The 19,583-nt window shown below is 74.4% G+C and carries 20 protein-coding genes and 1 pseudogene; 19 read left to right on the forward strand and 2 right to left on the reverse strand.

The window, feature by feature from the left end; translation table 11 throughout:
- Nucleotides 1-2: 2 nt before the first annotated feature.
- The 7 genes and pseudogenes from ACLQ2N_RS29250 to ACLQ2N_RS29280 all read left to right on the forward strand — a co-directional run bounded on the left by ACLQ2N_RS29250 (nucleotide 3) and on the right by ACLQ2N_RS29280 (nucleotide 5,243).
- Nucleotides 3-218, forward strand: coding sequence for an MbtH family protein (locus ACLQ2N_RS29250; RefSeq protein ID WP_425817598.1), 216 nt, complete (start codon nucleotides 3-5; stop codon nucleotides 216-218).
- Nucleotides 219-226: 8 nt separating this feature from the next.
- Complete coding sequence (locus ACLQ2N_RS29255; RefSeq protein ID WP_425817600.1) at nucleotides 227-1,474, forward strand: cytochrome P450; 1,248 nt, start codon at nucleotides 227-229, stop codon at nucleotides 1,472-1,474.
- A gap of 32 nt (nucleotides 1,475-1,506) precedes the next feature.
- Entirely contained in the window at nucleotides 1,507-2,250 is a 744-nt protein-coding gene (locus ACLQ2N_RS29260) for an SRPBCC domain-containing protein (RefSeq protein WP_425817602.1), read from the forward strand.
- Nucleotides 2,250-2,450: a hypothetical protein gene (locus ACLQ2N_RS29265; RefSeq protein WP_425817604.1), complete on the forward strand. Its 201-nt coding sequence runs from the start codon at nucleotides 2,250-2,252 to the stop codon at nucleotides 2,448-2,450. Before ACLQ2N_RS29260 ends, ACLQ2N_RS29265 begins: the two co-directional genes overlap by 1 nt.
- A gap of 54 nt (nucleotides 2,451-2,504) precedes the next feature.
- On the forward strand, nucleotides 2,505-3,506 hold the full coding sequence (locus ACLQ2N_RS29270) for a HEAT repeat domain-containing protein (RefSeq protein ID WP_425817606.1): 1,002 nt from the start codon (nucleotides 2,505-2,507) through the stop codon (nucleotides 3,504-3,506).
- Nucleotides 3,507-4,127: 621 nt separating this feature from the next.
- A pseudogene (locus ACLQ2N_RS29275) lies at nucleotides 4,128-4,397 on the forward strand (family 16 glycosylhydrolase); the annotation flags it as partial.
- Nucleotides 4,398-4,505: 108 nt separating this feature from the next.
- Nucleotides 4,506-5,243 carry an SDR family oxidoreductase gene (locus ACLQ2N_RS29280; RefSeq protein WP_425817608.1) on the forward strand — a complete coding sequence of 246 codons (738 nt, stop codon included), beginning with the start codon at nucleotides 4,506-4,508 and terminating at the stop codon, nucleotides 5,241-5,243.
- Between the two features lie 27 nt (nucleotides 5,244-5,270).
- Here the strand turns inward: ACLQ2N_RS29280 and ACLQ2N_RS29285 are convergent, their stop codons facing one another.
- A complete protein-coding gene (locus ACLQ2N_RS29285; protein ID WP_425817610.1) occupies nucleotides 5,271-6,167 on the reverse strand; it encodes a polysaccharide pyruvyl transferase family protein in 897 nt (298 codons plus the stop codon).
- Nucleotides 6,168-6,359: 192 nt separating this feature from the next.
- On the opposite strand from ACLQ2N_RS29285, the gene ACLQ2N_RS29290 reads away from it, so the two are divergent.
- From ACLQ2N_RS29290 to ACLQ2N_RS29345, 12 genes are read left to right on the forward strand one after another with little or no spacing between them, the layout of a single operon-like run.
- Nucleotides 6,360-7,376: an NAD-dependent epimerase/dehydratase family protein gene (locus ACLQ2N_RS29290; RefSeq protein ID WP_425817612.1), complete on the forward strand. Its 1,017-nt coding sequence runs from the start codon at nucleotides 6,360-6,362 to the stop codon at nucleotides 7,374-7,376.
- A gap of 13 nt (nucleotides 7,377-7,389) precedes the next feature.
- The gene (locus tag ACLQ2N_RS29295) at nucleotides 7,390-9,024 is read left to right on the forward strand and encodes a carbamoyltransferase family protein (RefSeq protein ID WP_425817614.1); all 1,635 of its coding nucleotides are present in this window, start codon (nucleotides 7,390-7,392) and stop codon (nucleotides 9,022-9,024) included.
- Nucleotides 9,021-10,076 carry a glycosyltransferase family 2 protein gene (locus ACLQ2N_RS29300; RefSeq protein WP_425817616.1) on the forward strand — a complete coding sequence of 352 codons (1,056 nt, stop codon included), beginning with the start codon at nucleotides 9,021-9,023 and terminating at the stop codon, nucleotides 10,074-10,076. The genes ACLQ2N_RS29295 and ACLQ2N_RS29300 overlap by 4 nt, the downstream gene beginning before the upstream one ends.
- Nucleotides 10,073-10,681 carry a D-glycero-alpha-D-manno-heptose-1,7-bisphosphate 7-phosphatase gene (locus tag ACLQ2N_RS29305; protein ID WP_425817618.1) on the forward strand — a complete coding sequence of 203 codons (609 nt, stop codon included), beginning with the start codon at nucleotides 10,073-10,075 and terminating at the stop codon, nucleotides 10,679-10,681. The genes ACLQ2N_RS29300 and ACLQ2N_RS29305 overlap by 4 nt, the downstream gene beginning before the upstream one ends.
- Entirely contained in the window at nucleotides 10,678-11,685 is a 1,008-nt protein-coding gene (locus ACLQ2N_RS29310; RefSeq protein ID WP_425817620.1) for a glycosyltransferase family 9 protein, read from the forward strand. Before ACLQ2N_RS29305 ends, ACLQ2N_RS29310 begins: the two co-directional genes overlap by 4 nt.
- Nucleotides 11,682-12,644, forward strand: coding sequence for a glycosyltransferase (locus ACLQ2N_RS29315; protein WP_425817622.1), 963 nt, complete (start codon nucleotides 11,682-11,684; stop codon nucleotides 12,642-12,644). Before ACLQ2N_RS29310 ends, ACLQ2N_RS29315 begins: the two co-directional genes overlap by 4 nt.
- Entirely contained in the window at nucleotides 12,641-13,882 is a 1,242-nt protein-coding gene (locus tag ACLQ2N_RS29320) for a glycosyltransferase (RefSeq protein ID WP_425817624.1), read from the forward strand. Before ACLQ2N_RS29315 ends, ACLQ2N_RS29320 begins: the two co-directional genes overlap by 4 nt.
- Nucleotides 13,879-14,499 carry a D-sedoheptulose-7-phosphate isomerase gene (locus ACLQ2N_RS29325; protein ID WP_425817626.1) on the forward strand — a complete coding sequence of 207 codons (621 nt, stop codon included), beginning with the start codon at nucleotides 13,879-13,881 and terminating at the stop codon, nucleotides 14,497-14,499. Before ACLQ2N_RS29320 ends, ACLQ2N_RS29325 begins: the two co-directional genes overlap by 4 nt.
- Nucleotides 14,496-15,902 (forward strand): D-glycero-beta-D-manno-heptose 1-phosphate adenylyltransferase, encoded by a 1,407-nt coding sequence (gene rfaE2, locus ACLQ2N_RS29330; protein ID WP_425817628.1) that lies wholly within the window; start codon nucleotides 14,496-14,498, stop codon nucleotides 15,900-15,902. Before ACLQ2N_RS29325 ends, rfaE2 begins: the two co-directional genes overlap by 4 nt.
- Nucleotides 15,903-15,907: 5 nt before the next feature.
- Nucleotides 15,908-16,915 carry a glycosyltransferase family 9 protein gene (locus ACLQ2N_RS29335; RefSeq protein ID WP_425817630.1) on the forward strand — a complete coding sequence of 336 codons (1,008 nt, stop codon included), beginning with the start codon at nucleotides 15,908-15,910 and terminating at the stop codon, nucleotides 16,913-16,915.
- Nucleotides 16,908-17,819 (forward strand): glycosyltransferase family 2 protein, encoded by a 912-nt coding sequence (locus tag ACLQ2N_RS29340; protein ID WP_425817631.1) that lies wholly within the window; start codon nucleotides 16,908-16,910, stop codon nucleotides 17,817-17,819. The genes ACLQ2N_RS29335 and ACLQ2N_RS29340 overlap by 8 nt, the downstream gene beginning before the upstream one ends.
- Nucleotides 17,816-18,733 (forward strand): glycosyltransferase family 2 protein, encoded by a 918-nt coding sequence (locus tag ACLQ2N_RS29345; protein ID WP_425817633.1) that lies wholly within the window; start codon nucleotides 17,816-17,818, stop codon nucleotides 18,731-18,733. Before ACLQ2N_RS29340 ends, ACLQ2N_RS29345 begins: the two co-directional genes overlap by 4 nt.
- Here the strand turns inward: ACLQ2N_RS29345 and ACLQ2N_RS29350 are convergent.
- Nucleotides 18,721-19,527 (reverse strand): SigB/SigF/SigG family RNA polymerase sigma factor, encoded by an 807-nt coding sequence (locus ACLQ2N_RS29350; RefSeq protein ID WP_425817635.1) that lies wholly within the window; start codon nucleotides 19,525-19,527, stop codon nucleotides 18,721-18,723. The genes ACLQ2N_RS29345 and ACLQ2N_RS29350 overlap by 13 nt on opposite strands.
- Between the last annotated feature and the right edge of the window lie 56 nt (nucleotides 19,528-19,583).

Here is a 19,583-nt window from a genome sequence, read left to right on the forward strand (position 1 = left end):
CCATGACCAACCCCTTCGACGACCAGGACGGCACCTTCCTCGTCCTCGTCAACGACGAGAACCAGCACTCGCTCTGGCCGCACTTCGCCGACGTCCCCGCCGGCTGGACCATCGCCCACGGCCCCGACACCCACGCCGCCTGCCTGGAACACATCGAGCGGAACTGGACCGACATGCGGCCCAAGAGCCTCGCCGACGCCATGGACGCCCAGCGGTAACGGACGACATGACCACCATCGAAACCCCGGCCGGGGCCCGCGACACCGCGGGCCCCGCCCCGGTCCACGACCTCGGCGCCGCCCTGCTCACCCCGGCGGCCCGGCGCGACCCCTACCCGCTCTACGCCCGCATGCGGCGCGAGGACCCGGTCCACCGCAGCCCCCAGGGCGTCTGGTACCTCACCCGGTACGCCGACGTCGAGGCGGCACTGGGCGACCTGCGGCTCTCCAACGACCGGGACAGGATGACCCGGGCCTACAGCGCGCTCGGCGGCGACCTCAAGGAATTCAGCCGGCTCACCGACCGGCTCGGCCGGGTGATGAGCAACACCGACCCGCCGGACCACGCCCGGCTGCGCAAACTCGCCAACCGGGCGTTCACCGCCCGCCGTGTCGAGGCCCTGCGCGACCGCGTCCAGAGCCTCGTGGACCGGCTCATCGACGCGGCGGTCGCCGCCGGGCCGGAGATGGAGCTGATCGAGGCGGTCGCCTCCCCGCTGCCCATGTCCGTCGTCTGCGAGCTCTTCGGCATCCCCGAGGAGGACCGGCCGCGGGTCAGGGAATGGTTCAGCCGCTTCGGCCGGCTCAGCGAGGACATCGCCGAGTCCGAGAAGGCGATCGACCAGTACGAGGACTACCTGTCCGGGCTCATCCGGCAGCGCCGCCGCGAACCCGGCGACGACCTGATCAGCGCCCTGGTCGCCACTCAGACGCACGACGACCGGCTCATCGACTCCGAACTGCTCTCCACCTGCTTCGTCCTCATCACCGCGGGCGACGAGACCACCACGCACCTCATCACCAACGGTGTGCACGCCCTGCTGCGCCACCCGGACCAGCTGGCGCGGCTGCGCGAGGACCCCGGGCTCATGCGCGGCGCCGTCGAGGAGCTGGCCCGCTACGACACGGTGACCCAGGCCATCGTGAGGGTCGTCGCGGAGGACCTGGAGATCGGCGGACGGACCCTGTGCGAGGGCGAGTTGGCGTACCTCTTCCTCGGCGCCACCAACCGCGACCCCGAACGCTTCGAGGACCCCGACCGGCTCGACCTGACCCGCCCCGGCAACCGCCACCTCAGCTTCGGCCACGGCCCGCACTTCTGCCTGGGCGGCCCGCTCGCCCGGCTCCAGACGGAGGTGGCCGTCGGCACGCTCGTGCGCCGGCTGCCGGGCCTGCGGCTGGCCGAAGGGGCGGAGCCCGCCTGGCGGCCGAACCCGCTGCAACGAAGGCTGAGCGCCCTCCCGCTCACCTACTGACCACGAACGACGACGAAGGAGCAGCACCGCCCATGGCCCGAGAATTCCAAGTCCGCAGGCAGCAGGACCTGCCCGCCGCACCCGAGCAGGTCTGGAACGCCGTCGCCACCGCCGCCGGGAACCTCGGCTGGCTCTACCCGATGGAGATCGAGCCGCGCGTCGGCGGAAAGGTCACCCGGGGCGACGCCACCGTCCTGACCTGGGAGCCGCCGCACCAGCTCGCGCTGCGGGCCACGCAGGACGGCGGGTTCTCCAACACGCTCAGCTACCGCGTCGAGCCGGCCGAGGGAGGCACCAGCCACCTGAGCATGGGCATCCACTGGGTGCACACGGGCTTCGTGGACGACGCCTGGAACTGGGACGCCAAGACGGACGTGGCCGAGAAGTACGTCGACTTCCACCAGCACGCCCTGACGGAATACCTGCGCCACTTCGCCGGCCGCCCCGCCGTGTACGTACGGGCCCACCGCCCCGAACCGACCGGCGACCCCGCCGACTTCGCGGCCCTGCGCCGCCGCCTCGGCCTCCCTGACGACGCGTCCGTCGGCGACCGGTTCACCCTCCTGGCCCCCGAGCCGGTGGAGGTGGCCGTCGACTGGCTCAGTGCCGATTTCCTCGGCCTGCGCGGCCCGGACGCCCTGTACCGGTTCTTCAACGGCAGCACGTGGAACGTACCGATCTGGCTCGGTCACCACCTGTTCGCCGAGGACGCCGACGAACAGCGGGCCACCGAAATGTGGTCGGCGTGGCTCAACGAGCCCTCAGGGGAGCGCTGATGGAGAACTCCACGCAGACACTGCTGTTCGCCGCCGAACTCATCGAGGACAACGGCACCTACACCCTCGTGGTGGAGGACGTGGGCAAGGGCACCGTCCAGTCCACCCCGGTCCCCAAGGCGATGGTCGACAAGCTCCCGGTCTTCCTCGCGGCACTCACCGCGAAACTCGGCCCGCCGCGGCCGCGTCGCGGGTGGTAGCACGGCGGCCCCTCCCGGCCCGGGACGGCGGAACGGCTGGGTAGGGTCGGCCGCATGGACCAGAGAACGCCGCTCGCCGAGCCGGGCGTCACGCACTACCGGGAGGCGCTGTCCCACTCCGACAGCGGGGTACGGCACCAGGCCCTCCGCGACCTGGAGAAGCTGGGTGGAGCCGCCGTCGGCATGCTCGCCGAGGTCCTCCCGTTCCTCAACGCCCGGGACAGCGGCACCCGTTACGTGGCGACACGGACGGTCCGGGCCATCGGCGCGGGCACCGGCCCCCTGCTGCGGGACATCCGCCGGGGTGGCCCCGCCCGCCTGAGGAGGCACGCCCTCACCGCCCTGGGGGTCATCGGCGAGGCGGACCTGCTCGACGAGCGGGACCGCCGCGCCCTGCACCGCCTCATCCGCATCAAGGCGGCCCGGGACACCCCGGACGCCCTGCCCGACCACCAGTGGATGGCCGTTCCCGGGGCGACGTACGAGGGGCTCTTCGACGCCCTGGGCCTGCACCACCGCATTCCCTGCACCCTCGCCATGGGGCTCTCCGCTTCGGAGCGCGACTCCGTCGACATCACGGGACCGGACGGCACGCGGCAGACGGCGTACCGCGTCTTCGTCACTCCGGAGCTGGACGGCTGGCGGCTCATCTACGCGAACAGTGCGCTGACCCCCAGGGTCTGGGACTTCGGGGACGTCATCGAACGCCTCAGCGCGGCGTGCGGCCAGGCCCAGTTCTTCGCCCAGGACGAGCACAGCGACTCGATGATCTGGGCGGTCGCGATCGACGGTGTGTTGCGCCGCAGGTACTGGCGGAACGAGACGCCCGAGTGGACCGGCGAACCCATGGAGTGGGAAGAGCCGATGGAGGACGACCCCTTCGAGGAGCATGCTCCCGGCGCCACCGCGGAATGCGACACCAACGCGGCGGCCTGGGCCCTCTCCCTCGTCCCGGAGGACATCGGCGCCGACACCACCCTGCGGGGCCACGGCTGGCTCGCCGTCAGCCGTCCGGACGTCGACCACTTCGCGTTCCCCGGGGCGTTGCCGATCTAGGGCGGGACGCGGAACCCGCGTTCAACTCCCAAAGGCATGTGCCGAGTCATGCGCACTCTCTTGTCAACCGGCGAACGGTCTCCTAGGGTCCCGCGTCAAGCACCGCGTGGGATCGCTCCCATCCCCCCATCCATTCGTCCAGGCAATGGAGTTGTGATGACCGACACGCCGCACCAGCCGAGCCGCAGGCGCATACTCGGCGCCGCACTCGCCGTCCCGCCGGCGCTGATGCTGGGCGCACCGACCGCACGGGCCGCGTCCTGGGGCGCCCCGTCACCGTCAACGCCTGGAACAAGATCAACGCGAGGTGGACCGCCAACAACGAGCTGGAGACGTACACGCCGGACTGCGTCTGGTACGAGGGCGACACACTGATCATCAAGGCGTACGACGCCGGAGGCGGCGTCTACTACTCGGGCCGCGTCGAGTCGACGGCGCTGTACGGGTACGGCACGTACAGGTACACCGCGAGCATGCCCAACGGCCGGGGGCTGCTGCCCGCCGTGTGGGCCGCGTACCTCAGCCCCTGGCTGCCGGAGTTCGACGCGGCCGAGATCGGGGGGGCAGAACCCGAACGTCGTCTACCAGACCAACCACGACGTCAACAACGCCCAGCAGCAGTTCTCCCGGACCAACCCGGCGGGCTGGACCAACGCCTTCCACACCTACTCGTTCAGCTGGTTCCCCGACCACATCGACTACGCCGTGGACGGCGTCATCACCGGCACCACCTGGTACACCTCACCGCCCGGGACCGGCATGCACTTCATCGCCAACATCGCGGTCGGCGGCGACTGGCCGGGCAACCCGGACGCCTCCACCTGGGCCACCGCCGACGGCGCCCGCTACCTCAAGCTCTCCTCCGTCACCCACACCCCGTACTACCCCTGACAGGCGCGACGGCCGCCCGCCCGGTCCCGCGATCCGTGGACGCGCCGCTCCCGACGATCTGGCGTCGGGAGCGGCAACCACAGCACGGCACCGGAACACGGGGAGATCATGACCAACGCCGACCACACCTCCACCGACGGCGCCCCGGCGCCCGTCACCTTCATCACCGGCGGGTCCAGCGGGATCGGAGCGGCGAGCGTACGCAGGCTCCTCGCCCTCGGACACCGGGTCGCCGCGACCGGCCGCAGCGCGAAGAAGCTGGCCGTGCTGGCCGAGGAGCTGGACGCGGGCGAGCGGCTGCTGACCTTCGAGGGAGACGCGGGGGACTGGGAGCACGTGTCGGCGGCCGTCGAGGAGACCGTGCGCACCTTCGGTCGGCTCGACCACGCCATCGCCAACGCCGGGTACTCGGCGGACGCCCACGTCGAGACCGGCGACCCGGAGAAGTGGCGCGGCATGGTCCTGACGAACGTGCTGGGGCCCGCCCTGCTCGTACGGGCGGCGCTCCCGGCGCTGAAGGAGTCGCAGGGGCGGATCGTGCTCATCGGCAGCGTGGCCGGGTACAAGAACACGCCCGGCAACCTGTACTCGATGACCAAGTGGGCGGTGACCGGTCTCGCGGAGAACGTCCGCATGCTGACCACCGGGTACGGCGTCGGTACGACGCTGATCGCCCCGGGCCGCGTCCTCACCCCGTTCTGGGACGAGCGTCCCGGCGGTGTTGCGGCGGCCGGTCCGATGATCTCCGCCGAACAGCTGGTGGACACGCTCGTCTGGGCGATCTCGCAACCGCGCGGCGTGGACGTGAACACGCTGGTGGTCCGGCCGATCGGCCAGGCGAACTGACGCGGCGGCCGTCAGGAGAACCGGCCGTCAGGGGAACAGCGAGCGCCGGCGCTCGGCGGCCGCCTTGCCGGCGGCGGACAGGCACCACGTCCACCACCTGTCGAGCGCCCGCGCGGTCAGCGTCTCGCCCGGGATCACCGCGGGCCAGCGCACCACCCTCGCCTGCGCGGACACCTTGGCGCCGCCGCGTACCGGGTCCACGACCAGGGCCGGCACCCCCATGCTCAGCGCCAGGACCATGCCGTGCAGGCGGTCCGTGACCACGAGGTCCAGCCGGCCCAGCAGGGAGAGGAACTGGTCGCCGGTCCGGCACAGCCGCCAGTCGCCGTGCGCCAGCCGGGTCTCCGCGACGACCGGCGCGCAGTCCTTGGTGGGCAGCCAGCCGTACAGCGTCTCGGCGACCCGGTCGTGCTCGCGCCGCCGCGCGTACTCGCCCTGGCCGTGTGTGAGGGCGACGCCCACCACGGGCTTGTCCGGCCCTGTGCGCGCGGAGAGCGCCAGGTCGGCCAGGAGGCCCTTGCCGTCGCGGTCGCGGGCCACGATCCGGTCGAACCCGCGCACCGCCGGCGATTCCTCGTCCACCACGCTCACCCCGACGGCGGTCCGCCGGCACGACGCGTAGCGTTCGTGCAACCGGGTGAGCTGGGCCCCGTGCACCGGACCGCAGACAAAGAGCACCTGCTCGTACCGGCCGGGGCGGGCGGCTTCCAGGGTCAGGGCGCCGGGGGCGAAGTGCGGGCTCCAGGCGGAGTCGTGCGGGACACCCAAACGGGCCAGCGCGTCGGACACCGCCCGCTCCGCGAGGAAGTCGCCGGCGGTCACCTCGCCGTCCGGGAAGCTGAACCAGCCGGTGACCAGCACACGGCCCGCCGCACTGCGCGGACGCAGGAGCGGGTCGAGAACGCCGTCCAGGCTCTGCCCCATGATCGCCTCCTGTTCCCGGATTCATTCCAACGGTAGTCCCGAAGATGCGCCGACGGATTGCTCCGGCAGGATCCATGGGGGAGAAGCGAACGGCAGGAACGCGGCTCGGCGGCGACGGGACGGACGACCGCGTACAGCGGTGGAAACCCGTGCGTTCAGGAACTCCCGGATCTCTGGAAGGAGAGGGGATACATGGTGTCCTCGGAACCCGATCGGTTTCCCTGGCGGCACGCCCTGGTGACAGGCGGTGCCGGTTTCCTCGGCTCGCATTTGTGCGAACGCCTGCTGGCCGGGGGAGTGGCGGTCGACTGCGCCGACAACCTCGCCTCCGGAGCACTGCGCAACATCGCGCACCTGGAAAAGGACGAGGCGTTCCGGTTCTTCCCACTGGACATCTCCGACGCTTCCTGTGCGAGGGAGTTGCGCGGGCCCTACGACCTCGTTCTGCATTTCGCCTGCCCCGCCTCACCCGCCGACTATCTGCGCATGCCGCTGGAAACGCTGGACGTCGGCAGCCTCGGCACCCGCAACATGCTCGGCATCGCCGCCCGGGACGGAGCGCGCCTGCTGCTCGCCTCCACCTCCGAGGTCTACGGCGACCCGCTGGTGCACCCGCAGCGCGAGGACTACTGGGGCAACGTCAATCCCGTGGGACCGCGCAGCGTGTACGACGAATCGAAGCGGTTCTCCGAGGCTCTGGTGACCGCGCACGCCGCCGCGAAGGGCACGAACGCCGGCATCGTGCGGCTGTTCAACACGTACGGCCCCCGCATGCGCGCCCACGACGGCCGGGCCGTGCCGACCTTCATCAGCCAGGCACTCGCCGGAGAGCCGCTCACCGTCGCCGGGGACGGCAGCCAGACCAGGTCCCTGTGCTATGTGGACGACACCATCGACGGTGTACTGCGCGTTGCCGCGAGCAGGTCCGTGCGGCCGGTGAACATCGGCGGCAGCGACGAGACGACCGTCCGGGAAATCGCCCGCCGGATCGTCAAACTGACCAGTTCCGGCAGCCGGATCGACTCCATCGACCGGCCCGTGGACGACCCCGAGCGGCGGCGGCCCGACACCACCCTGGTGCGGGAGATGTTCGGCTGGGAGCCCCGCGTCTCCTGGGAAGAGGGACTGGAACGCACCATCGCGTTCTTCGCCTCGCTCCCCGGTGCGCCGGACGATTCCCCCGCAGCATTCCCGGCCCGCGAATTCTGAAGGAGCCCAGCGCATGCGCGTGCTCGGAATCAACGCCCTTTTCCACGACCCTTCGGCCGCGCTGGTCATCGACGGGAAGACCGTCGCCGCGGCCGAGGAGGAACGCTTCAGCCGGCGCAAGCACGGCAAGCGCCCCGTGCCGTTCTCCGCCTGGGAACTGCCCGAGCTTTCCGCCCGGTGGTGCCTGGAACACGCCGGTCTGGACCCCGCCGACCTGGACGTGGTCGCCTACGCGTACGACCCCGAACTGGCCCGCCCCGCCGAACGGATGGGCCTGGACGACCCCTGGGACGAACTGCGCCAGACCTACGCCCGGCGCGCCCCCGAGTTCCTCGCCGAGGCCCTGCCCGGCCTCGACCCGGACAAGGTCCGCTTCGTCCCCCACCACGTCGCGCACGCCGCCTCCGCCGGGCTCGCCGCCCCACCGGGCGACCGCGCGGTCCTGGTCCTGGACGGGCGCGGCGAGTGCGCCTCCCAGCTCGCCGGCCACTACGAGGGCGGCGCGCTGGAGATCCTCAGCACGCAGCCGCTGCCCGAATCGCTCGGCCTGTTCTACGAGGAGCTGACCGAGCACCTCGGATTCCTGCGCAGCAGCGACGAGTTCAAGGTGATGGCCCTCGCCTCATACGGGAAGCCGGTGTTCGCCCAGCGGCTCGCCGAGTACGTCCACCACACCGACGGTGGCGGCTTCCGCGCCTCCGGCGTCCCGTGGAGCGAGTTCGCACCGGCGCGCCGGCCGGGCGGCCCGTACACCGAGCAGCACGCGGACCTCGCGGCGAGCGCCCAGCGGTGCCTGGAGGAGACCGTTCTCCAGCTGGCCTCCTGGCTCCACGAACGCACCGGCGCCACCCGCCTCGCGCTCGCCGGCGGCGTCGCCCTCAACTGCGTGGCCAACGCCCGCATCCACCGCGAGGGACCCTTCGACGAGGTCTGGGTCCAGCCGGCCGCCGGCGACGCCGGCACCTCGCTGGGCGCCGCCCTCCACGTCTCCGCCGAGCACGGCCCGGTCACCCCGATGAGCACCGCCGCCCTCGGCCGGGGCTGGAGCGACGACGAACTGCGCCGCATGCTCGAAACGGCGGCGCTGCCCTACGAGGAGCCCGAGGACGTCGCGGCCGCCGTCGCCGAGGAGCTGGCGCAGGACGGTGTCGTCGCCTGGTTCCAGGGGCGCAGCGAGTTCGGGCCCCGGGCGCTCGGCCACCGCTCCCTGCTCGCCCACCCCGGGCGCGCCGAGAACCTGGAACGGCTGAACGCGGTCAAGGGGCGCGAGGAGTTCCGTCCGGTGGCCCCCATGGTGCTGGCCGAACGGGCGGCCGAGCTCTTCGACGGACCGATGCCCAGCCCCTACATGCTCTTCGTGCACGAGGTCGCCGAGGAGTGGAAGCCCCGCATCCCCGCCGTCGTCCATGTGGACGGGACCGCGCGCATCCAGACCGTGGACGCGGCCTCGGAACCGCTGGTCGCCCGGATGCTCACGGCCTTCGAGGAACGCACCGGGCTCCCGGTCGTGGTCAACACCAGCCTCAACACCGCAGGCCGGCCCATGGTCGACCACCCGCGCGAGGCGCTGGAGTGCTTCGGGTCCGCGCCCGTCGACCTGCTGGCCATCGGGCCGTTCATCGTCCGCCGTTCGAAGGCGTTCACATGACGGCCCCGGACGCGGAACAGCGCGCGACGGCCGCCGCGCCGGACGGGACCCGGGACGTGCCGGGCGCCGACCCCTACTCCGTGGTCATCCCCACCATCGGCCGCCCCTGCCTCGGTGCCTGCCTCTCCGCCCTCGCCGAGGCGGCCGTCCCCCCGCCGCGCGCGATCTTCCTCGTGGACGACCGCCCCGCACCGGACACCCCGCTCGACCTCACCCCGGCCGGGCCGCTCGCGGACCGCGTCACGGTCCTCACCACGGGCGGCCGGGGCCCGGCGGCGGCCCGCAACGCCGGGCTGCGCGAGGTCGCCACGCCCTGGGTGGTCTTCCTGGACGACGACGTCCAGGTGCGCCCCGGTTGGGGAGCTCTCCTCGCCCACGACCTCGCACAGGCCGGGCCGGGCATGGCCGGGGTGCAGGGCCGGCTGGCCGTCCCGCTGCCCGACGACCGCAGGCCCACCGACTGGGAGCGCTGCACGGCCGGCCTGGAGGAAGCCGCCTGGGCCACCGCCGACATGGCCTACCGCACGGAGACCGTGCGCCGGGCCGGCGGGTTCGACGAGCGCTTCCCGCGCGCCTTCCGGGAGGACGCCGACCTCGCCCTGCGCCTGATGAGCGGCGGCTGGACGCTGGCCCGGGGCACCCGCTCCACGCTGCACCCCGTCCGCCCCGCCGGCCGCTGGGTCTCCGTGCGCACCCAGCGCGGCAACGCGGACGACGCCCTGATGAACCGCCTCCACGGACCGGACTGGTGGACCAGGGCCGAAGCCCCCCGGGGCCGGCTGCCCGGCCACCTCGCCGTCACGGCCGCCGGAGTGGCCGCCGCCACGCTGGCCCTGTCCGGGCGGTACCGGGCGGCGACGGTCGCGGGCGCGCTGTGGGCCGCCGGGACCGCCGAGTTCGCCTGGGCGCGCATCGCACCGGGGCCCCGGACCGGTGCCGAGGTCGCCACCATGCTCGCCACCAGCGTGGTCATCCCGCCCCTGGCCGTACTACACCGGGGCCTGGGCGGTATACGCCACCGCCGGGCCACCGCCTGGGGAGGCAGCGGATGAGCTCCCAGCCCTGCCGCACCGTCCCGGCCGGCGGGCCGCCGCTCATCCGGCCGGCCGCCGTGCTCTTCGACCGGGACGGCACCCTCGTCCACGACGTCCCGTACAACGGCGACCCGGACCTGGTCAGGCCGGTGCCCGGGGCCGCCGACGCCGTACGGCTGCTGCGCGAGGCCGGCATACCCACCGGTGTCGTCAGCAACCAGTCCGGCATCGGACGCGGCCTGCTCACCCACCGGGACGTCCGCCGGGTCAACGCCCGCGTGGACGAGCTGACCGGCCCCTTCGACGTGTGGGCCTACTGCCCGCACCGCCCCGACGAGGGGTGCCCCTGCCGCAAGCCCCTGCCCGGCCTGGTCGTCGAGGCCGCCGGGCGGCTCGGCGTCCGCCCCGGCGACTGCGCCGTCATCGGCGACATCGCGGCGGACGTCCTCGCCGCCCGGGCCGCCGGCGCCGAAGGCATCCTCGTACCGAACGCGCGGACCCGGCCCGAGGAGACCCGGGCGGAGACGGACCCCGCGCCCGACCTCCTCACCGCCGTCCGCCGGCTCCTCGCCCGCCCGCGCCCCGCCGGGACGGCCGTACGCGAGCGGGGGCAGACCGCATGAGGGCGCTCGTCGTACGCCTCGACAGCTTCGGTGACGTGCTGCTCGCCGGGCCCGCCGTCCGGGCGGTCGCCGCACACGCCACGCACGTCACGATGGTCTGCGGGCCGCTGGGCGAACCGGCCGCCCGGCTGCTCCCCGGCGTGGACGAGGTCATCGTCTGGCAGGCGCCCTGGGAGGGCACCGACCCGCCGCCCGTGGACGAGGCGGACGTCCCCGGCCTCCTCACCGCCTTGCGCAGGGGCACGTACGACACCGCACTCGTGCTGACCTCCTTCCACCAGAGCCCGCTGCCGACGGCACTGCTGCTGCGCATGGCCGGGGTGGCCCGGATCGGCGCCGACAGCGTCGACCATCCCGGCCGGCTGCTCGACGTACGCCACCAGCGGCTCCCCGGCCGGCACGAGGCCGAGGCCGCCCTCGACCTCGCCGTCGCCATGGGCTTCGCCCTCCCCGCCGGCGACGACGGCCGGCTGCGCGTCCTGCCGCCGCCCGACACCGCCGCGCTCACCGGCAACGGCCCCTACGTCGTCGTCCACCCCGGCGCCAGCGCCCCCGCCAGGGCCTGGGACCCCGGCAGGCACGCCGAGGCCGTCCAGGAGCTGGCCGACGCCGGGCACCGCATCGTCGTCACCGGCGGACCGGCCGAGACCGGCCTCACCCGGCTCGTCAGCGGCGACGTGGCCGTGGACCTCGGCGGGCGGACCAGCCCGCGGACCCTCGCCGGTGTGCTGCGCCACGCCGACGTCGTGGTCAGCGGCAACACCGGACCCGCCCACCTCGCCGCCGCCGTGGGCACCCCGGTCGTCTCGCTCTTCGCGCCCGTCGTCCCCGCGTCGCGCTGGGCGCCCTTCGGCGTGCCCTTCGTGCTCCTCGGCGACCAGCGCGCCCCCTGCGCCGACACCAGGGCCCTGCACTGCCCGGTGCCGGGCCACCCCTGCCTCAACGGCGTCACCGCGCACGACGTGGTGAGCGCGGTGCACAAGCTCCGGAAGGAGAGAGCGTGAACATCCTCATCTGGCACGTCCACGGTTCGTGGCTGACCTCCTTCGTCCAGGGCCCGCACACCTACCTGGTGCCGGTCACCCCCGACCGGGGACCCGACGGCCTCGGCCGCGCCCGCACCTGGGACTGGCCCACGTCCGTCCAGGAGCGCACCCCCGCCGAACTCCGCGACGCAGGCATCGACCTCGTCGTCCTGCAACGCCCGCACGAGATCGAACTCACCCACGAGTGGACCGGCCGACGACCCGGCCGGGACGTGCCCGCCGTGTACGTCGAGCACAACAGCCCGCACGAGACGCCCGTGGACAGCCGGCACCCGCTCGCCGACCGGTCCGACATCCCCGTCGTGCACGTCACCCACTTCAACCGCCTGATGTGGGACAACGGCCGCGCCCCCACCAGCGTCATCGAGCACGGCATCATCGACCCGGGACCCCAGTGGACGGGGACCGAGCCCCGGGCCGCCGTCGTCGTCAACGAGCCCGTGCGGCGCGCCCGTACCACCGGCACCGACCTGCTGCCCGCCTTCGCCGCCGCCCTCCCGCTGGACGTCTTCGGCATGCGGACGAAGGGGCTGGCGGACCACCTCGGCCTCACCGGGGCTCAGTGCCGCACCTTCGACCTCCCGCAGGACGAACTCCACCGGGCCATGGCCCACCGCCGGGTCTATCTGCACCCGGTGCGGTGGACCTCGCTCGGGCTCTCCCTGCTGGAGGCCATGTTCCTCGGCATGCCCGTGGTCGCCCTCGCCACGACGGAAGTGCGCGAAGCGGTGCCGCCCGGCGCCGGAGTCGTTTCCAACCGGCCGGAGGTCCTCAACGACGCCCTGCGCCACTTCGCCGCCGACCACGCCCACGCCGAGCACACCGGCCGTCTGGCACGGGAGGCGGCCCGGGCCAGGTACGGGGTCCAGCGCTTCCTGGACGACTGGGACCGACTCATGAAAGAGGTCACGCGATGACGCAGCCCATGCCGCGACCCGCCCGGATCGCCCTGGTGTCCGAGCACGCCAGCCCGCTCGCCGACCTCGGCGGCCCCGACGCCGGCGGACAGAACGTGTACGTGGCCCAGCTCGCCGGCTGCCTGGCCCGCAGGGGACACGACGTCACCGTGTACACCCGCCGCGACCGGCCGGACAAACCGACCCTGGTGCGGACCGAATCGGGGGTGAAGGTCGTCCACGTGCCGGCCGGCCCGCCGACGGCCGTGCCCAAGGACGATCTGCTCGCCTGGATGCCGGACTTCGGCGCCTACCTGGCCAGGCTGTGGCGGCTCAACCGCCCCGACGTCGTCCACGCGCACTTCTGGATGTCCGGCCTGGCCGCCCTCGCCGGGGCCCGCGAGGCCGGGGTCCCCGTCGTGCAGACCTACCACGCCCTCGGCACGGTGAAGAGGCGTCACCAGGGCGGCGAGGACACCAGCCCGCCCGAGCGCGTCGACATCGAGACCCGGATCGGCCGCGAGGCCCACCGCATCATCGCGACCTGCGCGGACGAGCTCAACGAGCTGACCGCCATGGGCATCCCGCACTCCCGGATCAGCATCGTGCCCTGCGGCGTCGACACCGAGCACTTCGCCCCGGTGCCCCTCGCCGCCCGGCCGCCCGGCGCCCCTCACCGGCTGCTGTCCGTCGGCCGGCTCGTCCCCCGCAAGGGCTTCGACCGCGCCATCAAGGCCCTCGCCCGCGTCCCCAGCACCGAACTCCTCATCGCCGGCGGCCCGGAGGCCCCGCTCCTGTTCGCCGACCCGGAGGCCGAACGCCTGCGCAAGGTCGCCTCCGAGTACGGGGTCGCCGAACGGGTCCGGCTCCTCGGCTGCGTACCCCAGGATCTGATGCCCTCCCTCATGTCCAGCGCGGACCTGCTGCTGTCCCTGCCCCGCTACGAACCGTTCGGCATCGTCCCCATCGAGGCGATGGCCTGCGGCGTCCCCGTGGTGGCCACCGCCGTCGGCGGCCAGCTGGACACCGTCGTGGACGGCGTGACCGGCACGCTCGTGCCGCCCGCCGACGGCGAGGGCCACGACCTCGCCGCCACCGTCCGCGACCTGCTCGCCGACCCAGGCCGGCGCGCCCGCTACGGTGCGGCCGGCCGCACCCACGCGCTCGCCCGGTTCACCTGGGACGAGGTGACCGACGGCGTCTCCCGCGTCTACGCCGAACTCGTCCGGACCCCCCAGCCCTCGGAGGTGGCACGATGAAGCTGATCGCCCCCGGCCAGCACTGCGACGACCTCGCCCGCGCCCTCCCCGCCTTCCGCCGCGCCGCCGGCATCACCGACCGCTGGGGCAAGACCCTGGCCCGCGTCCTGCCCGACGGCGGCCGGCTGCTCGTCGCCGGCAACGGAGGCAGCGCCGCCCAGGCCCAGCACCTCACCGCCGAACTCGTCGGCCGCTACCGCGACGACCGCCCCGCCTACTCGGCGATCGCCCTGCACGCCGACACCTCCTCGACCACGGCCATCGCCAACGACTACGGCGTCCACGAGGTCTTCGCCCGGCAGACCTGCGCCCACGGCCGCCGGGGCGACGTCCTCATGCTCCTGTCCACCAGCGGCGCCAGCGCCAACCTGCTGGAGGCCGCGCAGGAGGCCATGCGCATCGGCATGCCCGTCTGGTCCCTCACCGGGCCCGGACCCAACCCCCTCTCCGCGACGAGCGACGAGTCGCTGTGCGTCGAGGCCGCCGCATCGGCCACCGTGCAGGAACTCCACCTCGTCGCCGTCCACATGATCTGCGAGAGCTTCGACCGCGAGATCGCCGCCCGCACCGCCGCCCGCCCGGTGGCGGGCACCCCCGCCGAGGAGGACGCGTCGTGAAGCCCCCCGCACCCCTCGTCGTCGTCGGCGACTCGCTGCTCGACCAGGACGTCTCGGGCCGCGCCGAACGCCTGGCCCCGGACGCGCCCGTCCCCGTCGTCGCGGGCGCCGAACACCGCACCCGGCCCGGCGGCGCCGCCCTGGCGGCCTGCCTCGCCGCGGCCACCGGGCGGGAGATCACCTTCGTCACCGCCCTCGGCGACGACGAGGCGTCCCACACCGTGCGGAACCTGCTGGGCGACCGGGTTCGCCTGGTGGAGGTCCCGCTCGACGGGCCCCTGTCGCAGAAGACCCGGCTCATGGCGGACGGACGCCCCCTGCTGCGTCTGGACGAGGGGGACGGGCGCGCCGCCGGGCCGTCGGCCGAAGCCGAGCGGGCCCTCGCGGACGCCGGGGCGGTCCTCGTCGCCGACTACGGGCGGGGCACCGCCGACGTCCTGCGCGAGGCGCTGACCGCACGGGCCGCCCGGATCCCGGTCGTCTGGGACCCGCACCCGGCCGGCGGCCCGCCCGTCCCCGGGACCCGGCTCGCCACGCCCGCCGCAGCCGAGGCGCGCCACTTCGCCGGGGGACAGGGGCCGGCCACGCGCCCCGAGGACCACCGCGACGTCCTGCGCCAGGCGTCGGCGGATGCCCGGACCCTCCTGGAGAAGTGGGGGATTGCCTCGGTCGCGGTGACCCTCGGTGAGCACGGCGCCCTGCTGTCGCGCGGCGGCCCGCCGCTGCTGGTGCCCGCACCCTGGCGGGCGAGCGGCGACTGCTGCGGCGCCGGGGACAGCTTCGCCGTCGCGGTGGCCGGCCGCCTCGCCGACGGCGACCTGGCCGAGCTCGCCGTCCGCGAGGCCGTCGAGGCCGCCGCCCGCTTCGTGTCCGGCGGGGGCGCCCACGCGGCGCTCCGGAACGCGGAGCCCGCCGAGGCGGAAGGCACGTCCGGCGACGCCCGCGTACTCGTCCGGCGCGTCCGCGAGCGGGGCGGCACCGTCGTCGCCGCCGGCGGCTGCTTCGACCTGCTGCACGCCGGGCACGTCGAACTCCTCCAGGCCGCCCGCCGGGCCGGTGACTGCCTCGTCGTCTGCGTCAACTCCGACGCCTCCGTCCGGCGCCGCAAGGGCGGCGGCCGGCCTGTGGTGCCGGCCGAGGACCGGGTCCGCGTCCTGCTGGCACTCGACTGCGTGGACGCCGTCGCCGTCTTCGACGAGGACACCCCCGAACGCCTCCTGGACGACCTGCGCCCGGACATCTGGGCCAAGGGCGGCGACTACGCCCTCACCGACCTCCCCGAGACCGCCCTCGTGGAGAGCTGGGGCGGCCAGGTGGTGCTCCTGCCCTACCTCGACGGACGCTCCAGCACCCGCCTGGCCGAGCGGGCCGCAGGCCGCCCCGGCGCCCCCACCCGGCGGTGAGCCCGGTGGCCGAGACCCGCCCGGCCCCCTCGGGCGACCGCCCGGCTGTCCTCGTCCTGCGCGCGCTCGGCCTCGGCGACCTGCTGGCGGCCGTGCCGGCGCTGCGGGGCGTACGACGCGCCTTCCCGGAGTACGAGACGGTGCTCGCGGCCCCGGGCAGCCTGGCGGCGGCCGTCCGGGCGACCGGGACCGTGGACGTCCACTTCGCCACACCCGAGAACGGCCGCCAGGTCCCCTCCCTGGACCACTGGCCGGGCCCGCCGCCCGCCGTCGCCATCGACCTGCACGGCAACGGGCCCCTGAGCCACGACGCCCTCGCCGCGCTCGGACCCGGCCGGACGCTTTCCTTCGCCCGCCCCGAAGCGGACCACCCCGCCCCGCCCCGCTGGCGGCGCGACGAGCACGAGCGGCTGCGCTGGTGCCGCTTCCTGACCGCGTACGGCATCCCCGCCGACCCCGCCGACGTCCGCGTCCCGCCGCCCGCATTGCCCTCCCCGGCACCGGGCGCCGTGGTCCTCCACCCCGGCGCCGACGCCCCGGCGCGCCGCTGGCCCGCCGAGCGGCACGCGGCCGTCGCGGCGGCGCTCCGGGACGCCGGACACCGCGTCGTCGTCAGCGGCGGCCCGGGCGAGGAGGAGCTGTGCGCCGAGGTCGCCCGACGCGCCGGACTCGACCCCGCCGACGTGCTCGCGGGCACCCTCACCTTCGACGGCCTCTCCGCGCTCGTCGCCCGCGCCACCCTCCTCATCAGCGGCGACACCGGACCGGCCCACCTCGCCTTCGCGCACGGCACCCGGTCCGTGACCCTGTTCGGCCCGGTCGCGCCCTCGCTCTGGGGTCCGCCCCCGGACCGCCGGCACACCGCGCTCTGGCACCCGGGCCCGCCCGGCGACCCGCACGCCGCCACCCCGGACCCGCTGCTCCTGCGCATCACCGCCGACGAGGTGCTGGGCAGCGCCCTGGCCGCCCTGCACCGGGGCGGCGCGGCGAAGGAGGCGGCCGGGCATGGCTGAGCACGCCCGCGAACCGGCCGCGCGGCACGGCCGGACCACCGTCGCGATCATCACGCGGAACCGCCGGGAGAGCCTGGTCAGAACCCTGGACCGGCTGGCCGCCCTGCCGGAGGGACCGCCCGTCCTCGTGGTCGACAACGGATCGACGGACGGCACCCGCGAAGCGGTGCGGAGCCACCCCGGCGGGGCCCGGCTGCTCTCCCCGGGCCGCAACACCGGCGCCCTCGGCCGCAACCTCGCCGCGCGCCGGGCCACCACGCCCTACCTGGCCTTCAGCGACGACGACTCCTGGTGGGAGCCGGGCGCCCTCAAGACCGCGGAAGCCCTCTTCGACACCTATCCGAGGCTGGGCCTGCTGGCCTCCCGCACCCTGGTGCACCCCACGGGCGAACCGGACCCGCTCAACCGGGTGCTCGCCGCCTCGCCGCTCCCCGGCCGCCCGGACCTGCCCGGAACCCCGGTGCTGGGCTTCCTGGGGTGCGCGGCGGTCGTCCGCCGCTCCGCCTTCCTCGACGCGGGCGGCTACCACGGCCTCCTCTTCTTCGGCGCGGAGGAGACGCTGCTCGCCTACGACCTCACGGCCGCGGGCTGGGGCGTCGTCTACGAACCCACCCTGGTCGCCCACCACGGACCCGACCCGGGGGAGCGGCCCGGTCGCACCGTCGCCGTACTCCGCAACGCGCTCCTCACGGCCTGGCTGCGACGGCCCCTCCCGGTCGCCCTGCGCGAGACCGCCCGGCTGACCGGCGGCTGGGCCCGCGGCCGGCCCGGCGCCGGACCCGCCCTGCGCCAGGCCCTGGCACGGCTCCCCGCTGCCCTGCGCCGGCGCAGAGAGCTGCCGCCCTGGGTCGAGAGCCAGATCCGGCTCCTGGAGAGCGCCCCGCCGAACGGAGACGACCGATGAGCCCCGGCCCCCCGCCCGGCCCCGACCCCCGCGTCACGGTGGTGATCATCACCCACGGCCGCCGTGCCGAGCTGCTGCGTACGCTGCGCCTGCTCAGCCGACTCCCGGAGCGGCCGGCCGTCATCGTCACGGACAACGCCTCACCGGACGGCACGGCCGAGGCCGTCGCCCGGGACTTCCCGGACGTGCGGCTGCTCACCCCCGGCCGGAACCTGGGCGCCGTCGGCCGGAACCTCGCCGTCCAGCAGGTCCGCACGCCGTACGTGGCGTTCTGCGACGACGACACCTGGTGGGACCCGGGCGCCCTGCGGATCGCGGCCGACCGGCTCGACGCCCACGAGCGCCTGGCGGCCGTCACCGCGCGGATCATCGTCGAACCCGCGGGCGAGGACGATCCCGTGGTCGCCGAACTGCGCGACTCCCCGCTCACCGGCCCGTCCTGGCTCCCCGGCCCCGCGATCGGCTCGTTCCTGGCGGCGGCGACCGTGATGCGCACCGAGGCGTTCCGCGAGGCGGGCGGTTTCCACCCGGGGCTCTGGCTCGGCGGCGAGGAGGAGCTGATGGCCACCGACCTGATGCGGGCCGGATGGTGGCTCGCGTACGTCCCCGACATGGTCATCCACCACGCCGCGTCCCCCGTCCGCGACAGCACCGCCCGGCGCGTCCTCGGACTGCGGAACACGCTCTGGTTCACCTGGCTGCGCCGCCCGGCCGGCTCCGCGCTCCGCCGCACCCTGTACCTGCTGGTCACCGTTCCCAGGGACCGGGCCTCGCTGCGCGCCTTCGCCCACGCCGCGCGGGGCCTGCCCTGGGTACTGCGCCGGCGCAAACCCGTACCGCCGGACATCGAACGGCGGCTCGTCGCCCTGGAACGTGCCCAGCGGCAGGGAACGGCGCGGCGCTACGTCGGCTGACCGGCCGCCTCCTGGAGCGCCTGCCTGCGCACCTCCTCGCAGCACTGGGCGATCAGCCGGGAGACGTGCATCTGCGAGATGCCGAGCGCCTCGGCGATCCGGTCCTGCGTCATGTCGCGGAAGAACCGCAGGTAGAGGATGGTGCGCTCGCGTTCCGGCAGGCGGCGCAGCCCCGGCTTCACGGCCTCGCGGTCGACCGCGACGTCCAGTGCGTGGTCGCACAGGCCCAGCGTGTCGGCGAGGCACGACCCGTCCTCGGCCCTGGGCACCTCGGCGTCCAGCGACAGTGTGCGGTAGCTGTCCAGGGCCTCCAGACCGGCCCTGACGTCCTCGGCACAGAGCCCTGTCGCGGCCCCGATCTCGGCCTCGGTCGGCAGTCGTCCGCCCGGCGTCTGGGCGAGGTCCCGGAGGGCCACCCGCACCTGGTTGCGCAGGTCCTGGACCCGGCGCGGCACATGGACGTCCCAGGTGTGGTCGCGGAAGTGGCGCTTGAGCTCGCCGACCACCGTGGGGATGGCGTACGTCTCGAACGCCTTGCCCCGGTCCGGGTCGTAGCGGTCCACCGCCTTGACGAGGCCGATCGCCGCCACCTGGCGCAGATCGTCCAGGGGCTCACCGCGGTCGCGGAAGCGCGAGGCCAGCCGGTGGGCCATGGGAAGCCAGGCGCAGACGGTCGCGCGGCGCAGTTCGTCCTTCTCGGGGCCGTCGGGCAGGGCCCGCAGCCGGTGGAAGGACGCCGTTTCCGGCGGTACGTCCTGGTGTCGCGTGGGGGCAGTCTGTCGGGCACCGGCCATGGTGTTCACTCCTCGGCGTCGCCTGTCAGGACCGCCGTGGAGACCTCCGCCGGACA

The sequence above is a fragment of the Streptomyces sp. DT224 genome (genome assembly GCF_049844595.1).
In the GTDB taxonomy this organism is placed as follows: Bacteria; Actinomycetota; Actinomycetes; order Streptomycetales; family Streptomycetaceae; genus Streptomyces.